This window comes from Pseudonocardia kunmingensis (assembly GCF_006716445.1).
Taxonomy (GTDB): domain Bacteria; phylum Actinomycetota; class Actinomycetes; order Mycobacteriales; family Pseudonocardiaceae; genus Pseudonocardia; species Pseudonocardia kunmingensis.
Genome location: NZ_VFPA01000006.1, coordinates 437564 through 455920, shown reverse-complemented (window position 1 = coordinate 455920; position 18357 = coordinate 437564). Strand labels below are relative to the sequence as shown.

Sequence of the window (18357 nt, the reverse complement as noted above, 5' to 3'; positions counted from 1 at the left end):
TCCGCCACCCCGCTCGGCAGCCCTGCCGGCGGGCCCGACGGTTCGGAGTGTAGGTCGGCGCGGGCGCCCCAGCCGGGTCCGCGCAGCGTGATCCGACCCACGGGCGGGCCGCGCAGGCCCCGGTCAGGCGGGGAGGATCTGCTCCCCGTCCACCTCGATGCCGCGCTCCGGCAGCGGCGTCTCGGCCGGCCCCTCCACGACCGCGCCGTCCTCGACGGCGAAGCGGCTGCCGTGGCAGGTGCACACGATGGCGCCGTCGCTCACCTCGCCGACGGTGCAGCCCTGGTGGGTGCACGTGGCGGAGAAGGCGCGGAACTCCCCCGCCACCGGCTGCGTGACGACGAGGTCCCGGTCGGGGAAGACCGCGCCGCCGCCGACCGGGATGTCGGCGGTGCGGGCCAGCGCGTCCGCGGCGCCCGTGGCGTCCGGTGGCGGTGGCGGCGCCGGGGCCGGCGGCGGGGACGGGCGGGCGTCGTAGGTGGTGCAGGCGCAGAGCGCCGCGGCGCAGGCGCCTGCCGAGCCGGTCACGACGGCGCGGCGGGTGAGAGCGGAGTGGGGCACGGCGAACACCTCGGGGGTCGGTGGCGTCGGTCAGGTGGAGAGCCCGGACGTGGAGAAGAACCAGAGCGACGAGCTGAGCCAGACGGCCGTCACGGCGGTGAAGAGGGCGCCGCCGAGCAGCGGCAGGCTCCACCCCGGGCTGCGCGGGCGCTGCAGCACCAGCATCTTCGTGACGAAGGCGCCGTAGACGAAGCAGCCGGCCAGCGAGTGCAGCAGCACCCGCGGGGAGCCGTCCTGGAAGCCGAGGGCGTAGAGGCAGTGCACCGCGACCGGCACGGTGACCAGCACGGCCGCGCGACCGGACCAGCGGTGCACCGCCCCCACCCACAGCGGTGGGCCGGCGGCCCGCCACCGCCGGCCCACCCGTCCGTGCAGCGCAGCTGCAGACCACAGCTGTCCCAGCGCCAGCACGAACGCGATGGTGCCCAGCCAGGCCTTCGCGGCCACGCCGGACGAGAAGCCCGCGACGTTGACCGCCGCGGCTGCCGGCTCGTGCCACCGGCCGTACGCCCCGAGCCCGACGGCGACCAGCGAGCCCGCCGCCGCGGCGACGAGCACGGCACCCGCGCCGCCGCTGCGGGCGCGGACGCCGGCTGCGTGGGCGCCGGCCGCACGCAGGCCGGTGGGCCGGGTCATCGCCGGATCACCTCGTCCCCGCCGTCGAGGGCGGTGACCTCGACCGGCACCCCGTCGATCGTGGTCGCGGCGGGGTCGGCCGGGTCCAGCGCGGGCGCGGGTCGGCGGACCCCGCTCGCGGAGGCGACCCCGGTGACGTCCCCCGCGCCGTCGACGATCCAGCCGATGCGGGTGGTGACGCCCCGGACGTCGGCGCGGCCCTCGTACAGCCCGGCAGGCCCCGTGACGCCCTCCGCCGCGAACGGCCGTTCCTCACCGTCGACGGTCACGGCGCCGAGCACGGCCTCCCCGGTGGCGGTGGCGGTGACCACCGGCGTCCCGCCGGCGTCCGCGAGCCGCAGGTCCGCGCCGGTGAGGGTGCCCTCGAGCCAGGACTCGACCTCGTCCCCGTCGCAGACGTAGCCGACCGCGCGCCCGTCCCGCACCGCGATCGCGACGGTCACCTCGTCGCCCGCGGACCGGCCTGCGTAGGCGACGTCGGTGACGGCCGGGGGCGCGGGTGGCGCGGCAGGGGGTGCCGGGTCGGGCCCGGCCGGCGCGGCGGACAGCGCGACCGGCGCGGGCGCGGTGCCCGCGGAGGTGGCGGCGGTGTTCACGAGGAGCAGCCCGCCGCCGAGCGCGGCGGCCGCTCCCAGGGTGAGCAGCGGTGCGTACCGGGTCACGGGACTCCCCGGGGTGGTCGGGGCCCGGTCGGTCCGGGCGCGTCCCTCGGGCACACGCGTGCCGGAGCGGGACGGTTCACCGCGATCCGCACCGGATCGCGGTGAACCGGTGCGCCCGCGCGGCCGTGTCCGAGGTGGGAGCCGCTCCGCTAGGGTTCCGCCCCCGACCACCGCCCCCGGGAGCCCGCCGACCATGCCGCCCGCCCGTGACCGCGCCGAGGACCGCGACGAGGCGCTGGTGCACGCCGTCTACTCCGAGCACGGCCGCGCGCTGCTCGCCTACGCCACGAGGCTCACCGGTGACCGCGCCGCAGCCGAGGACGTCGTGCAGGAGACGCTCATCCGGGCGTGGCGCCACCCGGAGGTGCTCACCAACGGCAAGGGCTCCACGCGCGGGTGGCTGCTCACGGTGGCCCGCAACCTCGTCACCGACCGCTACCGCGCCCGGGCGGCGCGGCCGCAGGAGGTGGCGGAGAACCCGGACGCGCCGCCGGTGGTGCGCGACCACGCGGACAGCGTGGTCGCCTCCGTCACCGTCATGGCCGCGCTCGACGAGCTCTCGGAGGACCACCGCGGAGTGCTGGACCAGATCTACTTCCAGGGACGCAGCCTCGGCGAGGCCGCCACGGCGCTCGGCATCCCGGCGGGCACGGTCAAGTCGCGGTCGTACTACGCGCTGCGCGCGCTGCGGCAGTCGCTCTCGGGTGCGGCCACCGAGGCCGACACGACGGGGAGCGGGGTGCCGGCATGAACCGTCCGCGCGATCCGCACGAACGTCCGCAGTCGGGCCGCCACCAGCGGTACGACGCGCACGACCCGGTGGAGCTGGGCGCCCACGCACTGGGGTTGCTCGACCCGGCGCAGTCCCGGGCCGTCGAGGCGCACCTCGCCGGGTGTCCGGCGTGCCGGCGCGAGTGGGAGGAGCTGCACGGGATGGTCGATGTGCTCGACGACGTGCCGCCGGAGGCGTTCCTGGACGGCCCGCCGGACGGGGACCTCGTGCTGCAGCGCGCGCTGCGCCAGGTCCGTTCCGAGGTGCGCTCCCGCGGCCGGACGCGGCGGCTGGCCCTCGTGGCGGCGGCCGCGGTCGCGGTCGCGGCCGTCCTCGGCGGCGGCGTGCTGCTCGGCCGCTCGACGGCCCCGCCCGCCGTCGTGGCGGCCCCCGCCCCGTCCGCGGACGCGGTCGTGCTGTCCGGCGGAGGTGAGCCGGGCGTCTCGATGTCCACCACGCTCTCGCCCGCGCCCGGCTGGGTGCGCCTGTCCACCACGGTGCGCGGCATCCCGGCCGGCGAGCGGTGCCGGATCGTCGTGGTGGCGCAGGACGGGAGCCGGCAGGTCGCCGGGAGCTGGCTGGTGTCCCCGGGCGGCTGGCGCGACGGGGTGACCCTGGACGGCTCGGCGATCGTCGCCCTCGACGACGTCGCGGCCGTGGTGGTGGAGAACGAGGCGGGCCGGGAGTTCGCGGCCGCGCGGGCCTGAGCGCTACCCACGCTCCCCGGACCGGAGGCGGGGCAGCACCTCCGCGCCGAGCCGGGCGATGTTCTCGCAGGTGCGGGCGTGGTCGCCGGCCCCCTCCACCATCAGCAGGACATGCTGGATGCCGGTCCTCGCGGCGCTCCCGGACAGGGCCGCCACGGCGTCGTCGGGCGTCCCGATGCCGTGGCGGCGGACCAGCTCCTCGGTGTAGGCCAGCGGGTCGCGCGGCGAGCCGGGAGCGCCGTCGAGGCGGCGGTAGCCGGCGAGGCCGGGTGCCAGCCAGCGCGGCAGCGCCTCGCGGACAGTCGCCAGTGCCTCCGCGCGGGTGTCCGCGACGTAGGCCAGCGCGGCCGACACGTGCGGCCCGGGTCCGCCGTGCTCCCGCACGAACGCCGCCTTCTCCGCGTCCCCGGCGTGCATCCCCAGCAGCATCGGCAGGCCGCGCCGCGCGGCCATGGCCACGCTCGCCCGCGTCGTCACGGCGAGGACGACGGGCAGGTGCGGGCGGGTGCGCGGCCGTGGGACGACGTCGACCTCGCGGAACCGGTACCGCGGACCGGCACCCGTGACCGTGGGGCCGCGCAGCGTGGCGAGCAGCAGGTCGAGCGACTCGGGGAAGCCGGGCCCGACGGCCTCGGCGCCGGTGCCGAAGACCTCCAGGTCCTGCCACGGTCCGCCGCGCCCGACACCGAGCCGGAACCGGCCGTGGGCGACGTTGTCCAGCAGCAGCGCCTGCTCGGCGAGCGCGACCGGGTGCTGCGTGGACAGCACGCTCACGGCCGTGCCGACCGCGATCCGGCGGGTGGCGCCGAGCAGGTAGCCCGCGAGCGTGACGGCCGAGGGCACGAGGCCGTAGGTCATGAAGTGGTGCTCGGCCACCCACACGTCGTCGAAGCCCGCCTCCTCCGCCGCCACGGCCGCGGCGACCGTCGTGTCCAGCACGGCCGCGTGGTCCCGGCCGGGAACGCCGGGCCCGAGGAGGAATGCACCGATCCGCATGCGCGCACGTTAAGGGGCGTCACACCGAGATCCGGAGCACCCGCGCCACCGGTGGCGTTCTACATACGGTAGAACTACTACAGGCCGTAGAAGTTCGCGGAGCGGAGGCACGGCGTGGACGCACTGGACCTGGCTCGCTGGCAGTTCGGGATCACGACGATCTACCACTTCCTGTTCGTCCCGCTGACGATCGGCCTGTCCGTCGTCGTCGCCGCGCTGCAGACCGCGTGGCACCGCACCGGGCGCCCGGAGTACCTGCGCGCCACCAAGTTCTTCGGCAAGCTCTTCCTGATCAACTTCGCCATGGGCGTGGTGACCGGGATCGTCCAGGAGTTCCAGTTCGGGATGAACTGGAGCAGCTACTCCACGTTCGTCGGCGACGTCTTCGGCGCCCCGCTCGCGCTCGAGGCGCTGCTCGCGTTCTTCCTCGAGTCCACCTTCATCGGGCTGTGGATCTTCGGGTGGGACCGGCTGCCCCGGCGCGTGCACCTGGCGACGATCTGGGCCGCCGCCATCGGCTCCAACCTCTCGGCCTTCTTCATCCTCGCCGCCAACGCCTGGATGCGGCACCCGGTCGGCTTCGCGGTCGACCCGGAGACCGGCCGCGCGTACCTCACCGACATCGTCGCCGTGCTCACCAACCCGCAGGCGCTCTCGACCTACGTGCACGTGGTCAGCGCGTCGTTCGTCGTCGCCGGGCTGTTCGTCGTGGCCGTCAGCGCCTCCAAGCTGCTGCACCGCGACCGCGCGCCCCACCCCGACGAACCCGGCATGTTCCGCCGGACGCTGCGGGCCGGCCTGGTCACGACCGCGGTCGCGGGGGCGGTCGTGGCGCTCTCGGGCGACCACCAGGCCAAGCTGATGGCCGAGTACGAGCCGATGAAGCTCGCCGCCGCGGAGGCCATCTGGGACACCGAGGGCGCCGCCGGGTTCTCGCTCTTCGCCATCGGCGACCACGAGATCGGTGAGGTCGGCGTGGGGCGCAACATCATCGACGTCGAGGTGCCCTACGTGCTCAGCTTCCTCGCCACCGGCTCCCCCGCGGGCGAGGTGGAGGGCATCAACGACCTGCAGCAGCGCTACAGCGAGCAGTTCGGCCCCGGCGACTACACGCCCAACATCCCCGTCCTGTACTGGTCGTTCCGGCTGATGATCGGGCTGGGCCTGGCCGGCGTCGGGGTCGGGGTGCTGGGCCTCTGGCTCACCCGGCGAGGCGCCCTGCCGCGGCAGCGCTGGATGTACCGGGTGGCGATCGCCGCCCTGCCCGCCGCGCTGGCCGCCAACATCTTCGGCTGGGTGCTCACCGAGATGGGCCGCCAGCCCTGGACGGTGGTCGGGCAGCTGCTCACCGCCGCGAGCGTCTCCCCCGGCGTGAGCCTCGCCCAGGTGGCGTTCTCGCTGAGCGTCTTCACCGCGCTCTACGGGGTGCTCGCCGTGGTCGAGGTACGGCTGCTCCTGCGTTACGTCGCGGCCGGGCCCGGGCACGTGATGCCCTACCCGGCCGAGGGCGAGCCCGAGACCGACCGCGTCCCCGCGTTCGTCTACTAGTCGGCCCAGGAAGGAATGACCGTGGACCTGCCCACCGTCTGGTTCGTCGCCATCGCGGTCCTGTGGACCGGCTACTTCGTGCTCGAGGGCTTCGACTTCGGCGTCGGGATGCTGCTGCCGGTGCTCGGCCGGGGCCGGGACGCCGACCGGCGCGTCGTGATCAACGCCATCGGGCCGGTGTGGGACGGCAACGAGGTCTGGCTGATCACCGCGGTCGGCGCGATGTTCGCCGCGTTCCCGGCCTGGTACGCCGCCACCCTGAGCGGCTTCTACCTGCCGGTGCTGCTGATCATCGTCGCGCTGATCGGCCGCGGGGTCGCGTTCGAGTACCGGGGCAAGGTGGACGACCCGCGCTGGCGGGCGCGCTGGGACGCCGCGATCGTGTTCGGCTCAGCGGTGCCGGCGTTCGCCTGGGGCCTGGTGTTCGCCAACATCGTGCGCGGGGTCGAGCTGGGCCCCGACGGGGTGGTGCGCTCCGGCCTGCTCGACCTGCTCCACCCGTACGCCCTGGTGGGCGGCCTGGCCACGCTGGCACTGTTCGTCCTGCACGGCGCGGTGTTCCTCGCGCTCAAGACCGACGGCCCGGTCCGGCGCCGCGCGCGGACGGCGGCGCGCGCGACGGCCCCGGTGGCCGCGGCCGCGCTCTTCGCCTTCCTGATGTGGACCCAGGCCGACCACGGCTCGGGCACCACGGCGGTACTGGCGGCCGGTGCCGTCGGCGCGCTGCTCATCGGCACCGCGATGGTGGCCCGCCGCCGCGAGGGCTGGGCGTTCGTCGCCACGGCGGTCGCGGTGGCGGCCACGACCGCCGTGCTGTTCGTCGCGCTGTTCCCGGCGGTGCTGCCCTCGCTGCTCGACCCGGCCTTCGACCTGACGGTCGCGAACGCCGCGTCGCGGCCCTACACGCTGACGATCCTGAGCTGGATCGGCGTGGTGTTCCTCCCGCTGGTGGTGCTCTACCAGTCCTGGAGCTACTGGGTCTTCCGCAGGCGCGTCACCCGGGAACACGTGTCATGAGGCCGCTGGACCCGCGGCTGGTCCGCAGCACCGCGGCGGTGCGGGTGCACCTGGCCGTCACCGTGGCGTGCGGGTTCGCCGCCACCGCCCTGATCCTGCTGCAGGCCTGGCTGGTGGCGCATGCGGTCGCCGGGGCCACGGCAGGCGGTGCGGCGGCGCTGGGCGGCACGCTCGCCGCCGTCGGGGCCGTCGCGCTCGCCCGCGCCGCGCTGGCCTACGGCGCCGAGGCCGCGGCCCTGCGCAGCGCGGCGCGCGTCAAGTCCGACCTGCGACGCAGGCTCGTCCGGCACGTCGCGGCCGGCGACCCGGCCACCACCGACGCGGGCGAGGTCGCCACGCTCGCGACCCGCGGCCTCGACGCCCTCGACGACTACGTCGCCCGCTACCTGCCCCAGCTCGTGCTGGCCGCGCTCGTGCCGGTGGCCGTGCTCGTCGTCGTGTTCCGGGCCGACTGGATCTCCGCGCTGGTGATCGCGCTGACCGTCCCGTTGATCCCGGTGTTCATGGCGCTGGTCGGGATGCACACGCAAGAGCGCACCCGGCGGCAGTGGCACCTGCTGGAGCGCCTCGGCGGGCACTTCCTCGACGTCGTGGAGGGTCTGCCGACGCTGGCGGTCTTCCGCCGCGCGAAGGCCGAGGCCGCGCTCATCCGGCGGGTGACCGACGCCCACCGTGAGGCCACGATGGGCACCCTGCGCGTGGCGTTCCTGTCCGCGTTCGTGCTGGAGCTGCTCGCCACGCTGGCCGTGGCGCTCGTGGCGGTCGAGGTCGGGCTGCGGCTGCTCTACGGGCGGCTGGACCTGGAGACCGCCCTGCTGGTGCTGATCCTCGCGCCCGAGGCGTACCTGCCGCTGCGCGAGGTGGGGGCGCGGTTCCACGCGAGCATGGAGGGCGTCACCGCCGCCGAGCGCGTGTTCGCCGTGCTGGAGCGGCCCGCGGTGGCCACCGCGCCGCCGGCCCCGGTCGCGACGGCGGCCCGCCCTGCCGTGCGGTTCGAGGGCGTGGAGCTCACGCGCCCCGGCCGCGCGACGCCGGCCCTCGACGGCGTCGACCTCGTGCTGGAACCGGGCACGACGACGCTCGTCACCGGCCGCAGCGGCGCGGGCAAGACCAGCCTGCTCTCGCTGCTGCTGCGCTTCGCCGAGCCGACAGCGGGCCGGGTGCTCGTGACGGGCGCGGACGGGCGCGAGGTCGACCTGCGCGACACCGACCCCGACGCCTGGCGCCGGCGCGTCGCCTGGCTGCCGCAGCACCCGTACCTGTTCGACGCCTCCGTGGCCGACAACGTCCGGCTCGGCCTGCCCGACGCCCCCGACGAGGCCGTGCGCCGCGCCGTGCGGCGGGCCGAGGCGCAGGCCGTGGTCGAGGCACTGCCCCGGGGCTACGGCACCCCGCTCGGCGAGCGCGGCCACCGGCTCTCGGCGGGCCAGCTCCAGCGGATCGCGCTGGCCAGGGCGTTCCTGCGCCAGGAGGTGCTCGACGCCCCGATCGTCCTGCTCGACGAGCCCACCGCGCACCTGGACCCGGAGCACGCGGCCGCCGTCCGCGCCGGGGTGGCCCGGCTCCTGCGGGGGCGCACCGGCGTGATCGTCGCCCACGACGAGGGCTGGGCCGACCTGGCCGACGCGGTGGTGCACCTGGAGGGCGGCCGCCCGGCGGCCGCGGAACTGGTGGAGGTGCCCGGTGCCTGACACCGACCGACGTTCGTCGGGTGGAGCGCGGGATCCGCTGCTGCGGATGGTCCGGCTCGCCCGGCCGCGCACCTCGCGGTTCGCGCTCGGCATCCTCGCCGGCGCCGTCGCCACCGGATCCGGTGTGGCCCTGCTCGTCGTGGCGGCCTGGCTGATCGCCACCGCTGCGACCTCGCCGCCGCTCACGGCGCTCTCGGTCGCCGTCGTCGCGACCCGCGCACTGGGCGTCACCCGCGGCGTCGCGCGCTACCTGGAGCGCCTGCTCACCCACGACGCCGCCCTGCGCACCCTCGCCGACGCCCGCGCGCGCGTGTACGACCGGCTCGCGCACGCCGAGGCGGTGCACCGGTTCCGCGCGGGCGATCTCGTCACGCGGCTGGTCAGCGACACCGACGCCACCCAGGACCTGCTCGTGCGCGGGCTCACCCCGCCGCTGGCGGCGCTCGTGACGGGCGCGGGCGCCGTGCTCGTCAGCAGCGCGCTGCTCCTGCCCGGCGGGCTGCTGCTCGCCGCGGGCCTGCTGCTGGGCGGGGTCGCCGTGCCGCTGGCCGCGGCGGCCGCGGGCCGCGGACCGGGACGGCGCCGCGCGGCCGCGCGGGCCCGGCTGTCCACGGCGCTGGTCGAGACCCTGCACGGCGCCCCCGACCTGGTCGCCTACGGCGCGCTGCCGGGCGCGCTCGCCCGCGTCACGGAGGCCGACACCGAGCTGACCCGCGTCGAACGCCGGGACGCCGGGCTACTCGGCCTCGGGGCGGGTGCGTCGGCGCTGCTCGCCGGCCTCACGCTGTGGGGCACGCTGCTGCTCGGCGTCGCCGCGGTGCGCGACGGCGCGCTCGAGCCGGTGCCGCTCGCCGTGCTGGTACTCACCGCGTTGGCGGCGTTCGAGATCGTGGCGCCGCTGCCGGCCGCCGCCGCGCGCCTCGGTGCCGTGCGCGCCGCGGGCGCCCGGCTGTTCGACGTGCTCGACACCCCGCCTGCGGTCCGCACCCGGGCGCCGCGGCCGCCGCTCACCGGCGGCGCCCCGGGCCTGCGCATCCGCGGCCTGCGGGTGAGCTACGGACCGGACGAGCCGTGGGCGCTCGACGGCGTCGACCTCGACGTGCCCCCCGGCCGCCGGGTCGCCGTCGTGGGGCCCAGCGGGTCGGGCAAGAGCACGCTGGCCGACGTCCTGTTCCGCTTCCGCGACCCGGACGCGGGCACCGTGCACCTCGACGGCGTCGACGTCACCACGCTGGCACCCGATGCCGTGCGGGCCCGCGTGACGGGCATGCCGCAGGACCCGCACGTCTTCACCGGCACCGTGCGCGCGAACCTGCTGCTGGCCCGGCCCGACGCGGGCGATGAGGAGCTGCGCGCCGTCCTGCGCCGGGTCCGGCTCGAGACCGACCTCCTCGACTCGGGGCTGCTCGACGCCGAGGCCGGGCCGCGCGGCGCCCGCCTGTCGGGCGGGATGCGCGTGCGGCTCGCGCTCGCCAGGGCGCTGCTGGTGGCGGGCACGGACGGCGAGGAGGGCGGCCCGCTGCTCGTGCTCGACGAGCCCACGACCCACCTCGACCCGGAGACGCGCGACGCGGTGCTGGACGACCTGCTCGCGGCCACCGCCGGGCGCTCGCTCGTGCTCATCACCCACGACCGCAGCCGGCTCGACCGGTTCGACGAGGTCGTGGAGCTGGTCGACGGGCGCCTCCGCGAGCTCGGGGTCCCGGCCGACCTCTCAGCCCCGCCACAGGGTCGACCTGCCACTGTCTCACCTGTCGGGGCTCAGCGGTAGGGTCCCGCTCTCAGCAGGGCCGTCAGGCCAGGTGCCGGACAATGATGAGGTTCTCCCGTGCGTTCTCCCCGTCTCCCCGCCGCCGTCGTCGCGGTGCTCGCCGTGGTGCTGGCCGCCTGCTCGGGCACGACGACGGGCACACCGACGTCGGTCTCCGAGCAGACGCTGAGCGCGATCGAGGCCGATTCCGGGTTCACCTGGGAGCAGCAGCCCGCGCCCCTGGAGCTGGGCGTCACGCACACCCAGAACAGCCTCGACCCGCACCACCCCGACGAGGCCACCGAGCGCGGCATCGAGATCCTCTCCGACGACGGCGCGGTGTGGGAGAACCACCACCTGATGGGCTTCGGCACGAGCAACCCCGAGCCCTCCCCCGGTGAGTACGACTGGGACACCCTCGACCGGCGCATGGAGCTCACCGAGGAGACCGGCAACAAGTCCATGCTCACCCTGTGCTGCGCGCCCGACTGGATGAAGGGCGGCGAGGAGGGCGAGACCGACTGGGACCTCCTCGAGGACAACCCGCTGCCCGAGTTCTTCGACGACTACGCCGCGCTCGCCGCCGCGGCCGTGGAGCGCTACCCGCAGGTCGAACGCGTCCTGGTGTGGAACGAGCTGAAGGGCTTCTACAACCAGGCGGAGAACCGCTGGGACTACGAGGGCTACACCGACTTCTACAACCAGGTGTACACCGCGGTGAAGAACGTGCGCTCCGACGTCCAGGTGGGCGGCCCCTACGTCGTGCTCACCAGCCTCGACCCCGGCACGACGGACGCCTCGGACCAGGTCACCGGCCCGTGGGGGGCGGCCGACCAGCGGTCGCTCGACGTCGTCGACTACTGGCTCGCGCACAACGTCGGCGCCGACTTCCTCGCCGTCGACGGCTCCACCGCCACCCGCCAGGACACGATCCCCGACCCGCTGGCCGGCGCGCAGAAGTTCGCCGACCTCACCAACTGGATCCACCAGCGCACCGACCTGCCGGTCTGGTGGGCCGAGTTCTACCCGGACGTGCCCGAGAGCGAGACGGGCGCGGCGGACAGCCCGGCCAGCGCCGCCACCACGCTCGCCACCATCGCCGCGTACGCCCAGTCCGGTGCCGCGGGTGCGCTGCTGTGGGGCCCGCAGGGCCACGACCTGGAGTACGCCGCGCTCTGGACCGACAGCACCGAGGACGGCGGCGGCCAGCCCACCCCGCTCACCGCCGCCTGGCAGTGGCTGGTGCCGCGGCTGGCGCAGGGCGAGGTGGAGATCGGGCGCTCCGCCACCCAGCCCCTCGTGGTCTTCCGCGCGCCCGACGGCGCGGTGGTGGTCAACGCCAGTGCCGACGAGGTGCAGGTCGGCGACGCCGAGCCGGTGCAGCCCTGGGCGATCACGGTGGTTCCGCGCAGCTCCTGACACCACCATGACGAACGGCACTTTCGTCGCTACCTAGCCGACGAAAGTGCCGTTCGTCCATGGGAATCCGGTTCCAGGTCACGGCTTGCGCGCGACACCGCCCAGGACGAGCCCGTCCCCCGTGGTGGCCGGCTGGAGGAGGGGGCCGTCGGGCCACCAGTCGCGCAGCCGGACGAGGCCCGGTTCCACCATCTCCAGGCCCTCGAAGAACTCCTCGATCTGCGCGCGGGTGCGGAAGTACCCCGAGCCCATCGGGCCGTTGGCGAACACGTCCTCGATGAACCGGGCGAGGTGCGAGCCCTCGCCGCCGTCCTCCGGGTCGCAGAAGTGCGAGAGAACGAGGTAGGAGCCCGAGGGCAGGAGCTCCATGTAGCGCCGCACGATGTCGTGCGGGCGCAGGTCGTCGGACACGTGGTGCAGGGTGCTGCTCTGGATCAGCCCGATCGGGGTGCCCGCCTCGAGGAACCTCTTCGCCAACGGGTGGCCGAGGACCTCGTCGGGCTTGGTGAGGTCGGCGTCCACCAGGTGGGTGAAGTCGTTCTCCTCGAGGATGGCCCGCCCGTGCGCCAGCACGATCGGGTCGTTGTCGACGTAGATCACCCGTGCGCTGGGGTTCAGCCTCTGCGCCGCCTGGTGCGTGTTCTCCGCGCTCGGCAGGCCCGCCCCGACGTCGAGGAACTGATCGATGTGGGCCGAGTTCACGAGGAAGCGCGTGACCCGCCCGAGCCACGACCGTTGCGCTTTGGCGAGCCGCGCGATGGCCGGGGTCACGTCGTTGACCTGGTTGAACACGGCGCGGTCGACCGCGTAGTTGTCCTTGCCGTCCAGGAAGCAGTCGTAGACCCGCGCGACGCTCGGCTTGGACGTGTCGATCTGTCGAGAGGGCGGGTGGGGCGCGTCGTCCGCGAAGGGAGAGGCGTCGATCGGGGTGTCCGGCGTCACGCGCCGTAGCCTAGCGGGCACCCCGGGACTGCCACAGCCCCCCGGGGCGGGTGTCGCGTCCCCTCATCGGGGAAGCGGGTCACCGCCGGGGAGCGTCAGCGTGCTGGGCGTGCGGGGCAGGATCGCGTCGATGTAGGACTTCGCCGCCGCGGTGGTGCCGACGTCCCGGCCCGCCTTCTCCGACAGGAACCAGCGGTGCTCCAGGATCTCGTGGAACACCTCCGCGGGTTCCAGCCGGTCGGCGAGGTCCTCGGGGATGCGGGCCATCACGCGGTCGTAGACCTCGGCGCGCCACCGGTGCCCCGCCACGGTCTCTGGTACCGCGCGGCCCTCCTTCTGCTCCAGGTAGCCGCGGTAGCTGCGCAGGTCGTTGAGCAGCCGGCGGGCCTGGTTCTCGGTGACCTCCAGGCCCGTGAGCGCGTAGAGCCGGTTGCGGTGCCGGCCGGTCTCGGCCACCTGGGTGTGCACCTTCAGCCGCACGCCGGCGTCGGTGGTGATCAGCTCGATCTCGTCGACGTCGAAGCCGAGCTCGTTGATCCGGTCGACGCGCGCGGCCACCCGGTAGCGCTGCTCCTCGGGCTTCAGCAGCTCCTCGCGGGTGAGCTCGTCCCACAGCGCGGCGTAGCGCCGAGGCAGCTCCGCCGCGATCTCGACCGGGTCGACGTCCTCGGGCAGCAGACCGCCGGACTGCAGGTCGAACAGCTCCCCGCCCACCCGCTCGGCCGCGTAGTCGATGTCGAAGCTGCGCTGCCCGTCCGAGAGCGTCGGGTGCAGCTCCGCGGTCTCGGCGTCCACCAGGTAGGCGCCGATGCTGCCCGCGTCGGGCCGGAACAGCGTGTTGGACAGCGAGCAGTCGCCCCAGAACAGCCCCGCGAGGTGCAGCCGCACGATCAGCTCGACCATCGCGTCGATCAGCTGGACGGTCGGGCGCGCGGCGTGGCCGTGGGAGAACACGTAGCGGTAGGACATCGAGTAGTCCAGGAACCGCGTGACCAGGACGGCGTCCTGCGGGACGTCCCCCGCCGGCGGGCGCTCGACGCACACGCCGAGCACCGACACCGCGGGCATGCCCATCGCCTCGAGCTGCCCCAGCAGCCGGTACTCGCGGCGCGCGAGCCGCTCGTCGATCTCCTTCAGGGCGTAGACGTGCCCGTCGACCTCGACGAAGCGCACGACGTGGCGGGAGATGCCGCGGTGGGCCACCTCGAGGAGGTGGTCGTCCTGCCACTCCTCGAGGGGCTCCTGCCACGGCAGCGAGAGCAGCCCCGCCGCGTGCTCGGCCGGTGGTCGGAAGATGAAGCGCACCCGACCAGTATCGCCGAGAACGCGTCAGGCCTTGGGGCCGCCGGCGACGTAGATCACCTGACCGGAGACGAACCCGGCCCCCTCGCTCACGAAGAACGACACCGTGTGGGCGATGTCCTCCACCTGTCCGGCGCGCGCCACCGGGATCTCCTTCGCGCGCGCGGCGACGTAGGTGTCCCAGTCCTCCCCGATGCGCTCGGCCGTGGCGCGGGTCATGTCGCTGACGATGAACCCCGGCGCGATGCAGTTGGCGGTGACGCCGAACTTGCCCAGCTCGATGGCCAGCGTCTTCGTGAAGCCCTGCAGCCCCGCCTTGGCGGTGGAGTAGTTCGTCTGGCCCCGGTTGCCCAGCGCCGAGGTGCTGGAGAGGTTGACGATCCGGCCCCACTTCTGCTCGACCATGTACTTCTGCGCCGCGCGGGCCATGAGGAACGAACCGCGCAGGTGCACCCCCATCACCGTGTCCCAGTCGGACTCGGTCATCTTGAACAGCAGGTTGTCGCGCGTGACCCCGGCGTTGTTGACCAGCACCGTGGGCGCGCCGAGCTCCTCGGCCACGCGGGTGACGGCGGCCTGCACCTGCTCGGCGTCCGAGACGTCGGCGCCGACGGCGAGCGCGCGCCCGCCCGCGGCCTCGATCGCGTCGACCGTGCCCTTCGCGGCAGCCTCCTCCAGGTCGATCACCGCGACGGCGAGGCCGTCCGCGGCCAGCCGCTGGGCCGTGGCCGCGCCGATCCCGCGTGCCGCTCCGGTCACGATCGCCACCCGCTGCGGGCTCTGGGTCATCTCTGCACTCCCCGTCCTCGTCCTCGTCGACTCCCCCGAGAGTCTCGGGCACGGCGGCGGGACGCGCCAACGGGCGAGTGATCGACGTCGCGCCCCGCGCCGTCGAAACGGGAGACTCGCGCAAGGGGGTCCGCGAGTCTCCCGTCTCGACCGCACGAGTCTCCCGTCTCGACGGGCTAGTCGAAGAAGCGGGCGAGGTGGCGGGGGTCGGGTTCGTCGCCGGGCGCGGCGGGCGTGAGGTCGGCGAAGACGGTCGACTCGTCGCGGCCCACGTGCAGCGGGTGCCACGCCGGGCGCTCCGGCCCCCAGCAGATCCCCTTGATCGTCTGGGTGTCGAGCAGGCGCACGTGCGTGGGGTCGGCCACCGCGTTCACGTGCTTCCACCAGGGCGAGAGGACGTGCAGCACGCCGCCGGGGCGCAGCACGCGGTGGCACTCGGCCACCAGCGGCAGGAAGTCGATCAGGTGCTCGAGGACGTGCACGGCGAAGATGCGGTCCACGGCGCCGTCGCGGAACGGGAGCGGGCGCCCGACGTCGGCGACGGCCGCCACCGAGGGGGTGCGCCTGCGGTCGACCCCGATGTTCGTCGGGTACTGGCGCTGGTCGCCGCAGCCGAGGTCGAGCACGACCGGGTCGCGGCCGCCCACCCGGACCCGGTCCCACACGGCGTGGACGCCGGCGAGCCTCCCGACCAGCCGCCGCACGGTGTCGAGCTGGTCGGGCCGGTCCACCCGGCCGCGCAGGTGCACGACACCTCCGTCGACCTGCGCGGTGACGTCGAGACCGCGTACCCGCTCGTCGTGGACGAACAGCTCCGCCACCACCTCGGCCAGGTCCTCGTCACACCGCTGCTGCCTCGCCTCGCCACCCATGGTGATCCGCTACCCGTGCCGCGGGGCGGCCAACCCCCGGCGCCGGTTTCGCATCCGGCGGCTCGGGAACGCCGAACGCGTGACCCCGATCAGGACCCCGATCAGTACTCGCGGAGGAGAGATGCGCGCATGACCGGCTTCCTCGGGCCGGGCGACCCCGGCTCCTTCGACGAGTTCCTCGCCCGATTCTTCGGATCCGGTGCCCGCGGTCCGGTGCGGCGGGTGGACCTGACCCGGTTGATGAGCGCAGGCGCCCGCGAGCTCGTGGCCGCGGCCGCGCAGCTCGCGCTCGACCGCGGCGACACCGACCTCGACGCCCAGCACCTGCTGCTGGCCTCCACCCAGCTCGAACCGACCCGCCAGTGGCTCGCGCGCGCCGGGGCCGACCCGGACACCATCGCGCGCATGCTCGACGAGCGGCTGCAGCGCGGCGAGCCCACCGGCCGGGCCCCGGCGCTCACGCCCGCGGCGAAGCGGGCGCTGCTCGACGGCCACCAGGTGTCGCGGTCGCTGGGCTCCACCTACATCGGTCCCGAGCACGTGCTGATGGCCATCGCCGCCAACGAGGAGTCGGCCGCGGGACGGCTGCTGGCCGAGGCGAGCTTCTCCCCCGGGACGCAGGCCGGTCCGCCCCGCGGTGGCGCCCGCGCCCGCCCCTCGCGCGCCGAGGGCGCCGGCACGCCCTCCGGCACCCCGACGCTGGACCAGTTCGGCCAGGACCTCACCGCGGCGGCGCGTGAGGGCCGGCTCGACCCGGTCGTCGGGCGGGCGCTGGAGATCGAGCAGACGATCGAGGTGCTCTCCCGCCGCACCAAGAACAACCCGGTCCTGATCGGCGAGGCCGGCGTCGGCAAGACCGCGATCGTCGAGGGCATCGCGCAGCGGATCGTCGACGGGGACGTGCCCAACACCCTCGCCGGGCGCCGCGTCGTCGAGCTGCAGCTCTCCGGCGTCGTCGCCGGCACCCGCTACCGCGGTGACTTCGAGGAGCGGCTGCGCACGCTGATCGACGAGATCCGCGCCCACGGCGACGAGCTGATCGTCTTCATCGACGAGCTGCACATGATGGTCGGTGCGGGCGGCGGTGGCGGCGGCGAGGGCGGCGGCTCGATGGACGCGGGCAACATGCTCAAGCCCGCGCTGGCCCGCGGCGAGCTGCACGTCATCGGCGCCACCACGCTCGACGAGTACCGCAGGCACATCGAGTCCGACGCCGCGCTCGCGCGCCGGTTCCAGCCCGTCACCGTGCCCGAGCCCAGCTGCGAGGACGCGATCGAGATCCTGCACGGGCTGCGCGACCGCTACGAGGCCCACCACCAGGTCCGCTACACCGAGGACGCGCTGCGGGCGGCCGTGGAGATGTCGGACCGCTACCTCACCGACCGGTTCCTGCCGGACAAGGCGATCGACCTGATGGACCAGGCGGGGGCCCGGGTGCGGCTGCGCACCCACACGCCCTCGACCGACCGCCGCGGCCTCGAGCAGCGCCTCGAGCAGCTCGAGCGCGACAAGGACCAGGCCGTCGCGGAGGAGCAGTACGAGCGGGCCAGCGAGCTGCGCGACGAGATCGCCTCCCTCCGGGGGCGGCTCGCGACGACCGGGCCATCCGACGGCAGCGTGCCCGAGGTGGGGGTGCCCGAGATCGCCGACGTGGTGTCGCGCGCGACCGGCATCCCCGTCGCCCAGCTCACCGAGGCCGAGCGCGACCGGCTGCTGCGCCTGGAGCAGGAGCTGCACAACCGCGTCGTCGGGCAGGACGAGGCGGTGTCCGCGGTCGCCGAGGCGATCCGCCGCTCCCGCGCCGGGCTCGGCGACGAGGACCGCCCCGTCGGCAGCTTCCTGTTCCTCGGCCCGACGGGCGTCGGCAAGACCGAGCTGGCCCGCGCGCTCGCCGTCGCGCTGTTCGGTGAGGAGGACCGGATGGTGCGCCTGGACATGAGCGAGTACGGCGAGCGGCACACCGTCGCGCGCATGGTCGGGGCACCTCCGGGCTACGTCGGTTACGGCGAGTCCGGCCAGCTCACCGAGGCCGTCCGGCGGCGCCCGTACTCGGTGCTGCTGCTCGACGAGATCGAGAAGGCCCACCCGGACGTCTTCAACGTCCTGCTGCAGGTGCTCGACGACGGCCGGCTCACCGACGGTCAGGGCCGCACCGTCGACTTCCGCAACACGGTGGTCATCATGACCAGCAACGTCGGCTCGGAGCTGATCACCAGCCAGGGCATGACGCTCGGGTTCGGCAGCAGCCGCGACACCGACACGGACGCCGACGCCGGAGCCCTGCGCGACAAGATCATGCCGCGGCTGCGCGACGTGTTCCGCCCCGAGTTCCTCAACCGGATCGACGAGATCATCGTCTTCCGCCGCCTCGACCCCGAGCAGCTGGCAACGATCACCGACCTGCTGCTGGGCGACACCCGGCGCCGCCTGGCGGCCCAGGACGTCACCGTCGAGTTCACCCAGGCCGCGGTCCGGCGGATCGCCGAGCTCGGCTACCAGCCCGAGTTCGGCGCGCGGCCGCTGCGCCGCACCATCCAGCGCGAGGTCGACAACCGCCTGTCGGGCCTGCTGCTGGCCGGCAAGCTCCCGGCTGGGACGCACGTGAAGGTGGACGAGGTGGACGGCGAACTGGACATCCACCCCACAAGCTGACCCGAAGACCGCACCTTGGAGCCGTACTGCTGCTTTCCGGC

The 18357-nt window shown here is 74.7% G+C and carries 16 protein-coding genes; 8 read left to right on the top strand and 8 right to left on the bottom strand.

Annotation, left to right across the window (positions count from 1 at the left end; genetic code table 11):
- Window positions 1-123 precede the first annotated feature (123 nt).
- From FB558_RS38640 to FB558_RS38630, 3 genes are read right to left on the bottom strand one after another with little or no spacing between them, the layout of a single operon-like run.
- Window positions 124-561 carry a Rieske (2Fe-2S) protein gene (locus tag FB558_RS38640; RefSeq protein WP_246107073.1) on the bottom strand — a complete coding sequence of 146 codons (438 nt, stop codon included), beginning with the start codon at window positions 559-561 and terminating at the stop codon, window positions 124-126.
- A gap of 30 nt (window positions 562-591) precedes the next feature.
- A complete protein-coding gene (locus FB558_RS38635) occupies window positions 592-1197 on the bottom strand; it encodes a DUF6529 family protein (protein WP_211367141.1) in 606 nt (201 codons plus the stop codon).
- Window positions 1194-1859: a hypothetical protein gene (locus FB558_RS38630; RefSeq protein WP_142063104.1), complete on the bottom strand. Its 666-nt coding sequence runs from the start codon at window positions 1857-1859 to the stop codon at window positions 1194-1196. Before FB558_RS38630 ends, FB558_RS38635 begins: the two co-directional genes overlap by 4 nt.
- A gap of 193 nt (window positions 1860-2052) precedes the next feature.
- Between FB558_RS38630 and FB558_RS38625 the strand changes: the two genes are divergently transcribed.
- Both FB558_RS38625 and FB558_RS38620 read left to right on the top strand, forming a co-directional pair.
- The gene (locus tag FB558_RS38625; RefSeq protein ID WP_142063101.1) at window positions 2053-2610 is read left to right on the top strand and encodes a sigma-70 family RNA polymerase sigma factor; all 558 of its coding nucleotides are present in this window, start codon (window positions 2053-2055) and stop codon (window positions 2608-2610) included.
- The gene (locus FB558_RS38620) at window positions 2607-3338 is read left to right on the top strand and encodes a zf-HC2 domain-containing protein (RefSeq protein ID WP_142063098.1); all 732 of its coding nucleotides are present in this window, start codon (window positions 2607-2609) and stop codon (window positions 3336-3338) included. The genes FB558_RS38625 and FB558_RS38620 overlap by 4 nt, the downstream gene beginning before the upstream one ends.
- A gap of 3 nt (window positions 3339-3341) precedes the next feature.
- Here FB558_RS38620 and FB558_RS38615 read toward each other — a convergent pair whose 3' ends face one another.
- Window positions 3342-4334, bottom strand: a complete 993-nt coding sequence (locus FB558_RS38615; protein ID WP_142063095.1) for an LLM class flavin-dependent oxidoreductase — start codon at window positions 4332-4334, stop codon at window positions 3342-3344.
- A 114-nt stretch (window positions 4335-4448) separates the two neighbouring features.
- Between FB558_RS38615 and FB558_RS38610 the strand changes: the two genes are divergently transcribed.
- From FB558_RS38610 to FB558_RS38590, 5 genes are read left to right on the top strand one after another with little or no spacing between them, the layout of a single operon-like run.
- Window positions 4449-5882: a cytochrome ubiquinol oxidase subunit I gene (locus tag FB558_RS38610; RefSeq protein WP_142063092.1), complete on the top strand. Its 1434-nt coding sequence runs from the start codon at window positions 4449-4451 to the stop codon at window positions 5880-5882.
- 21 nt (window positions 5883-5903) lie between these two features.
- Window positions 5904-6899, top strand: a complete 996-nt coding sequence (cydB, locus tag FB558_RS38605; RefSeq protein WP_142063089.1) for a cytochrome d ubiquinol oxidase subunit II — start codon at window positions 5904-5906, stop codon at window positions 6897-6899.
- On the top strand, window positions 6896-8590 hold the full coding sequence (gene cydD / locus FB558_RS38600) for a thiol reductant ABC exporter subunit CydD (protein ID WP_142063086.1): 1695 nt from the start codon (window positions 6896-6898) through the stop codon (window positions 8588-8590). Before cydB ends, cydD begins: the two co-directional genes overlap by 4 nt.
- Entirely contained in the window at window positions 8583-10361 is a 1779-nt protein-coding gene (gene cydC, locus FB558_RS38595; protein ID WP_246107072.1) for a thiol reductant ABC exporter subunit CydC, read from the top strand. Before cydD ends, cydC begins: the two co-directional genes overlap by 8 nt.
- Before the next feature lie 57 nt (window positions 10362-10418).
- Window positions 10419-11759, top strand: a complete 1341-nt coding sequence (locus FB558_RS38590; protein WP_142063083.1) for a hypothetical protein — start codon at window positions 10419-10421, stop codon at window positions 11757-11759.
- A gap of 78 nt (window positions 11760-11837) precedes the next feature.
- On the opposite strand, the gene FB558_RS38585 is transcribed toward FB558_RS38590, so the two are convergent.
- The 4 genes from FB558_RS38585 to FB558_RS38570 form a co-directional block, all read right to left on the bottom strand.
- On the bottom strand, window positions 11838-12701 hold the full coding sequence (locus FB558_RS38585; protein WP_246107071.1) for an SAM-dependent methyltransferase: 864 nt from the start codon (window positions 12699-12701) through the stop codon (window positions 11838-11840).
- Window positions 12702-12764: 63 nt separating this feature from the next.
- Window positions 12765-14006, bottom strand: coding sequence for a DUF4032 domain-containing protein (locus FB558_RS38580; RefSeq protein ID WP_142063080.1), 1242 nt, complete (start codon window positions 14004-14006; stop codon window positions 12765-12767).
- 24 nt (window positions 14007-14030) lie between these two features.
- Window positions 14031-14792 carry a 3-oxoacyl-ACP reductase FabG gene (fabG, locus tag FB558_RS38575; RefSeq protein ID WP_142063077.1) on the bottom strand — a complete coding sequence of 254 codons (762 nt, stop codon included), beginning with the start codon at window positions 14790-14792 and terminating at the stop codon, window positions 14031-14033.
- A gap of 176 nt (window positions 14793-14968) precedes the next feature.
- Complete coding sequence (locus FB558_RS38570) at window positions 14969-15664, bottom strand: methyltransferase domain-containing protein (protein ID WP_142063074.1); 696 nt, start codon at window positions 15662-15664, stop codon at window positions 14969-14971.
- A gap of 129 nt (window positions 15665-15793) precedes the next feature.
- On the opposite strand from FB558_RS38570, the gene FB558_RS38565 reads away from it, so the two are divergent.
- Entirely contained in the window at window positions 15794-18316 is a 2523-nt protein-coding gene (locus tag FB558_RS38565; protein ID WP_142063071.1) for an ATP-dependent Clp protease ATP-binding subunit, read from the top strand.
- Window positions 18317-18357 lie beyond the last annotated feature (41 nt).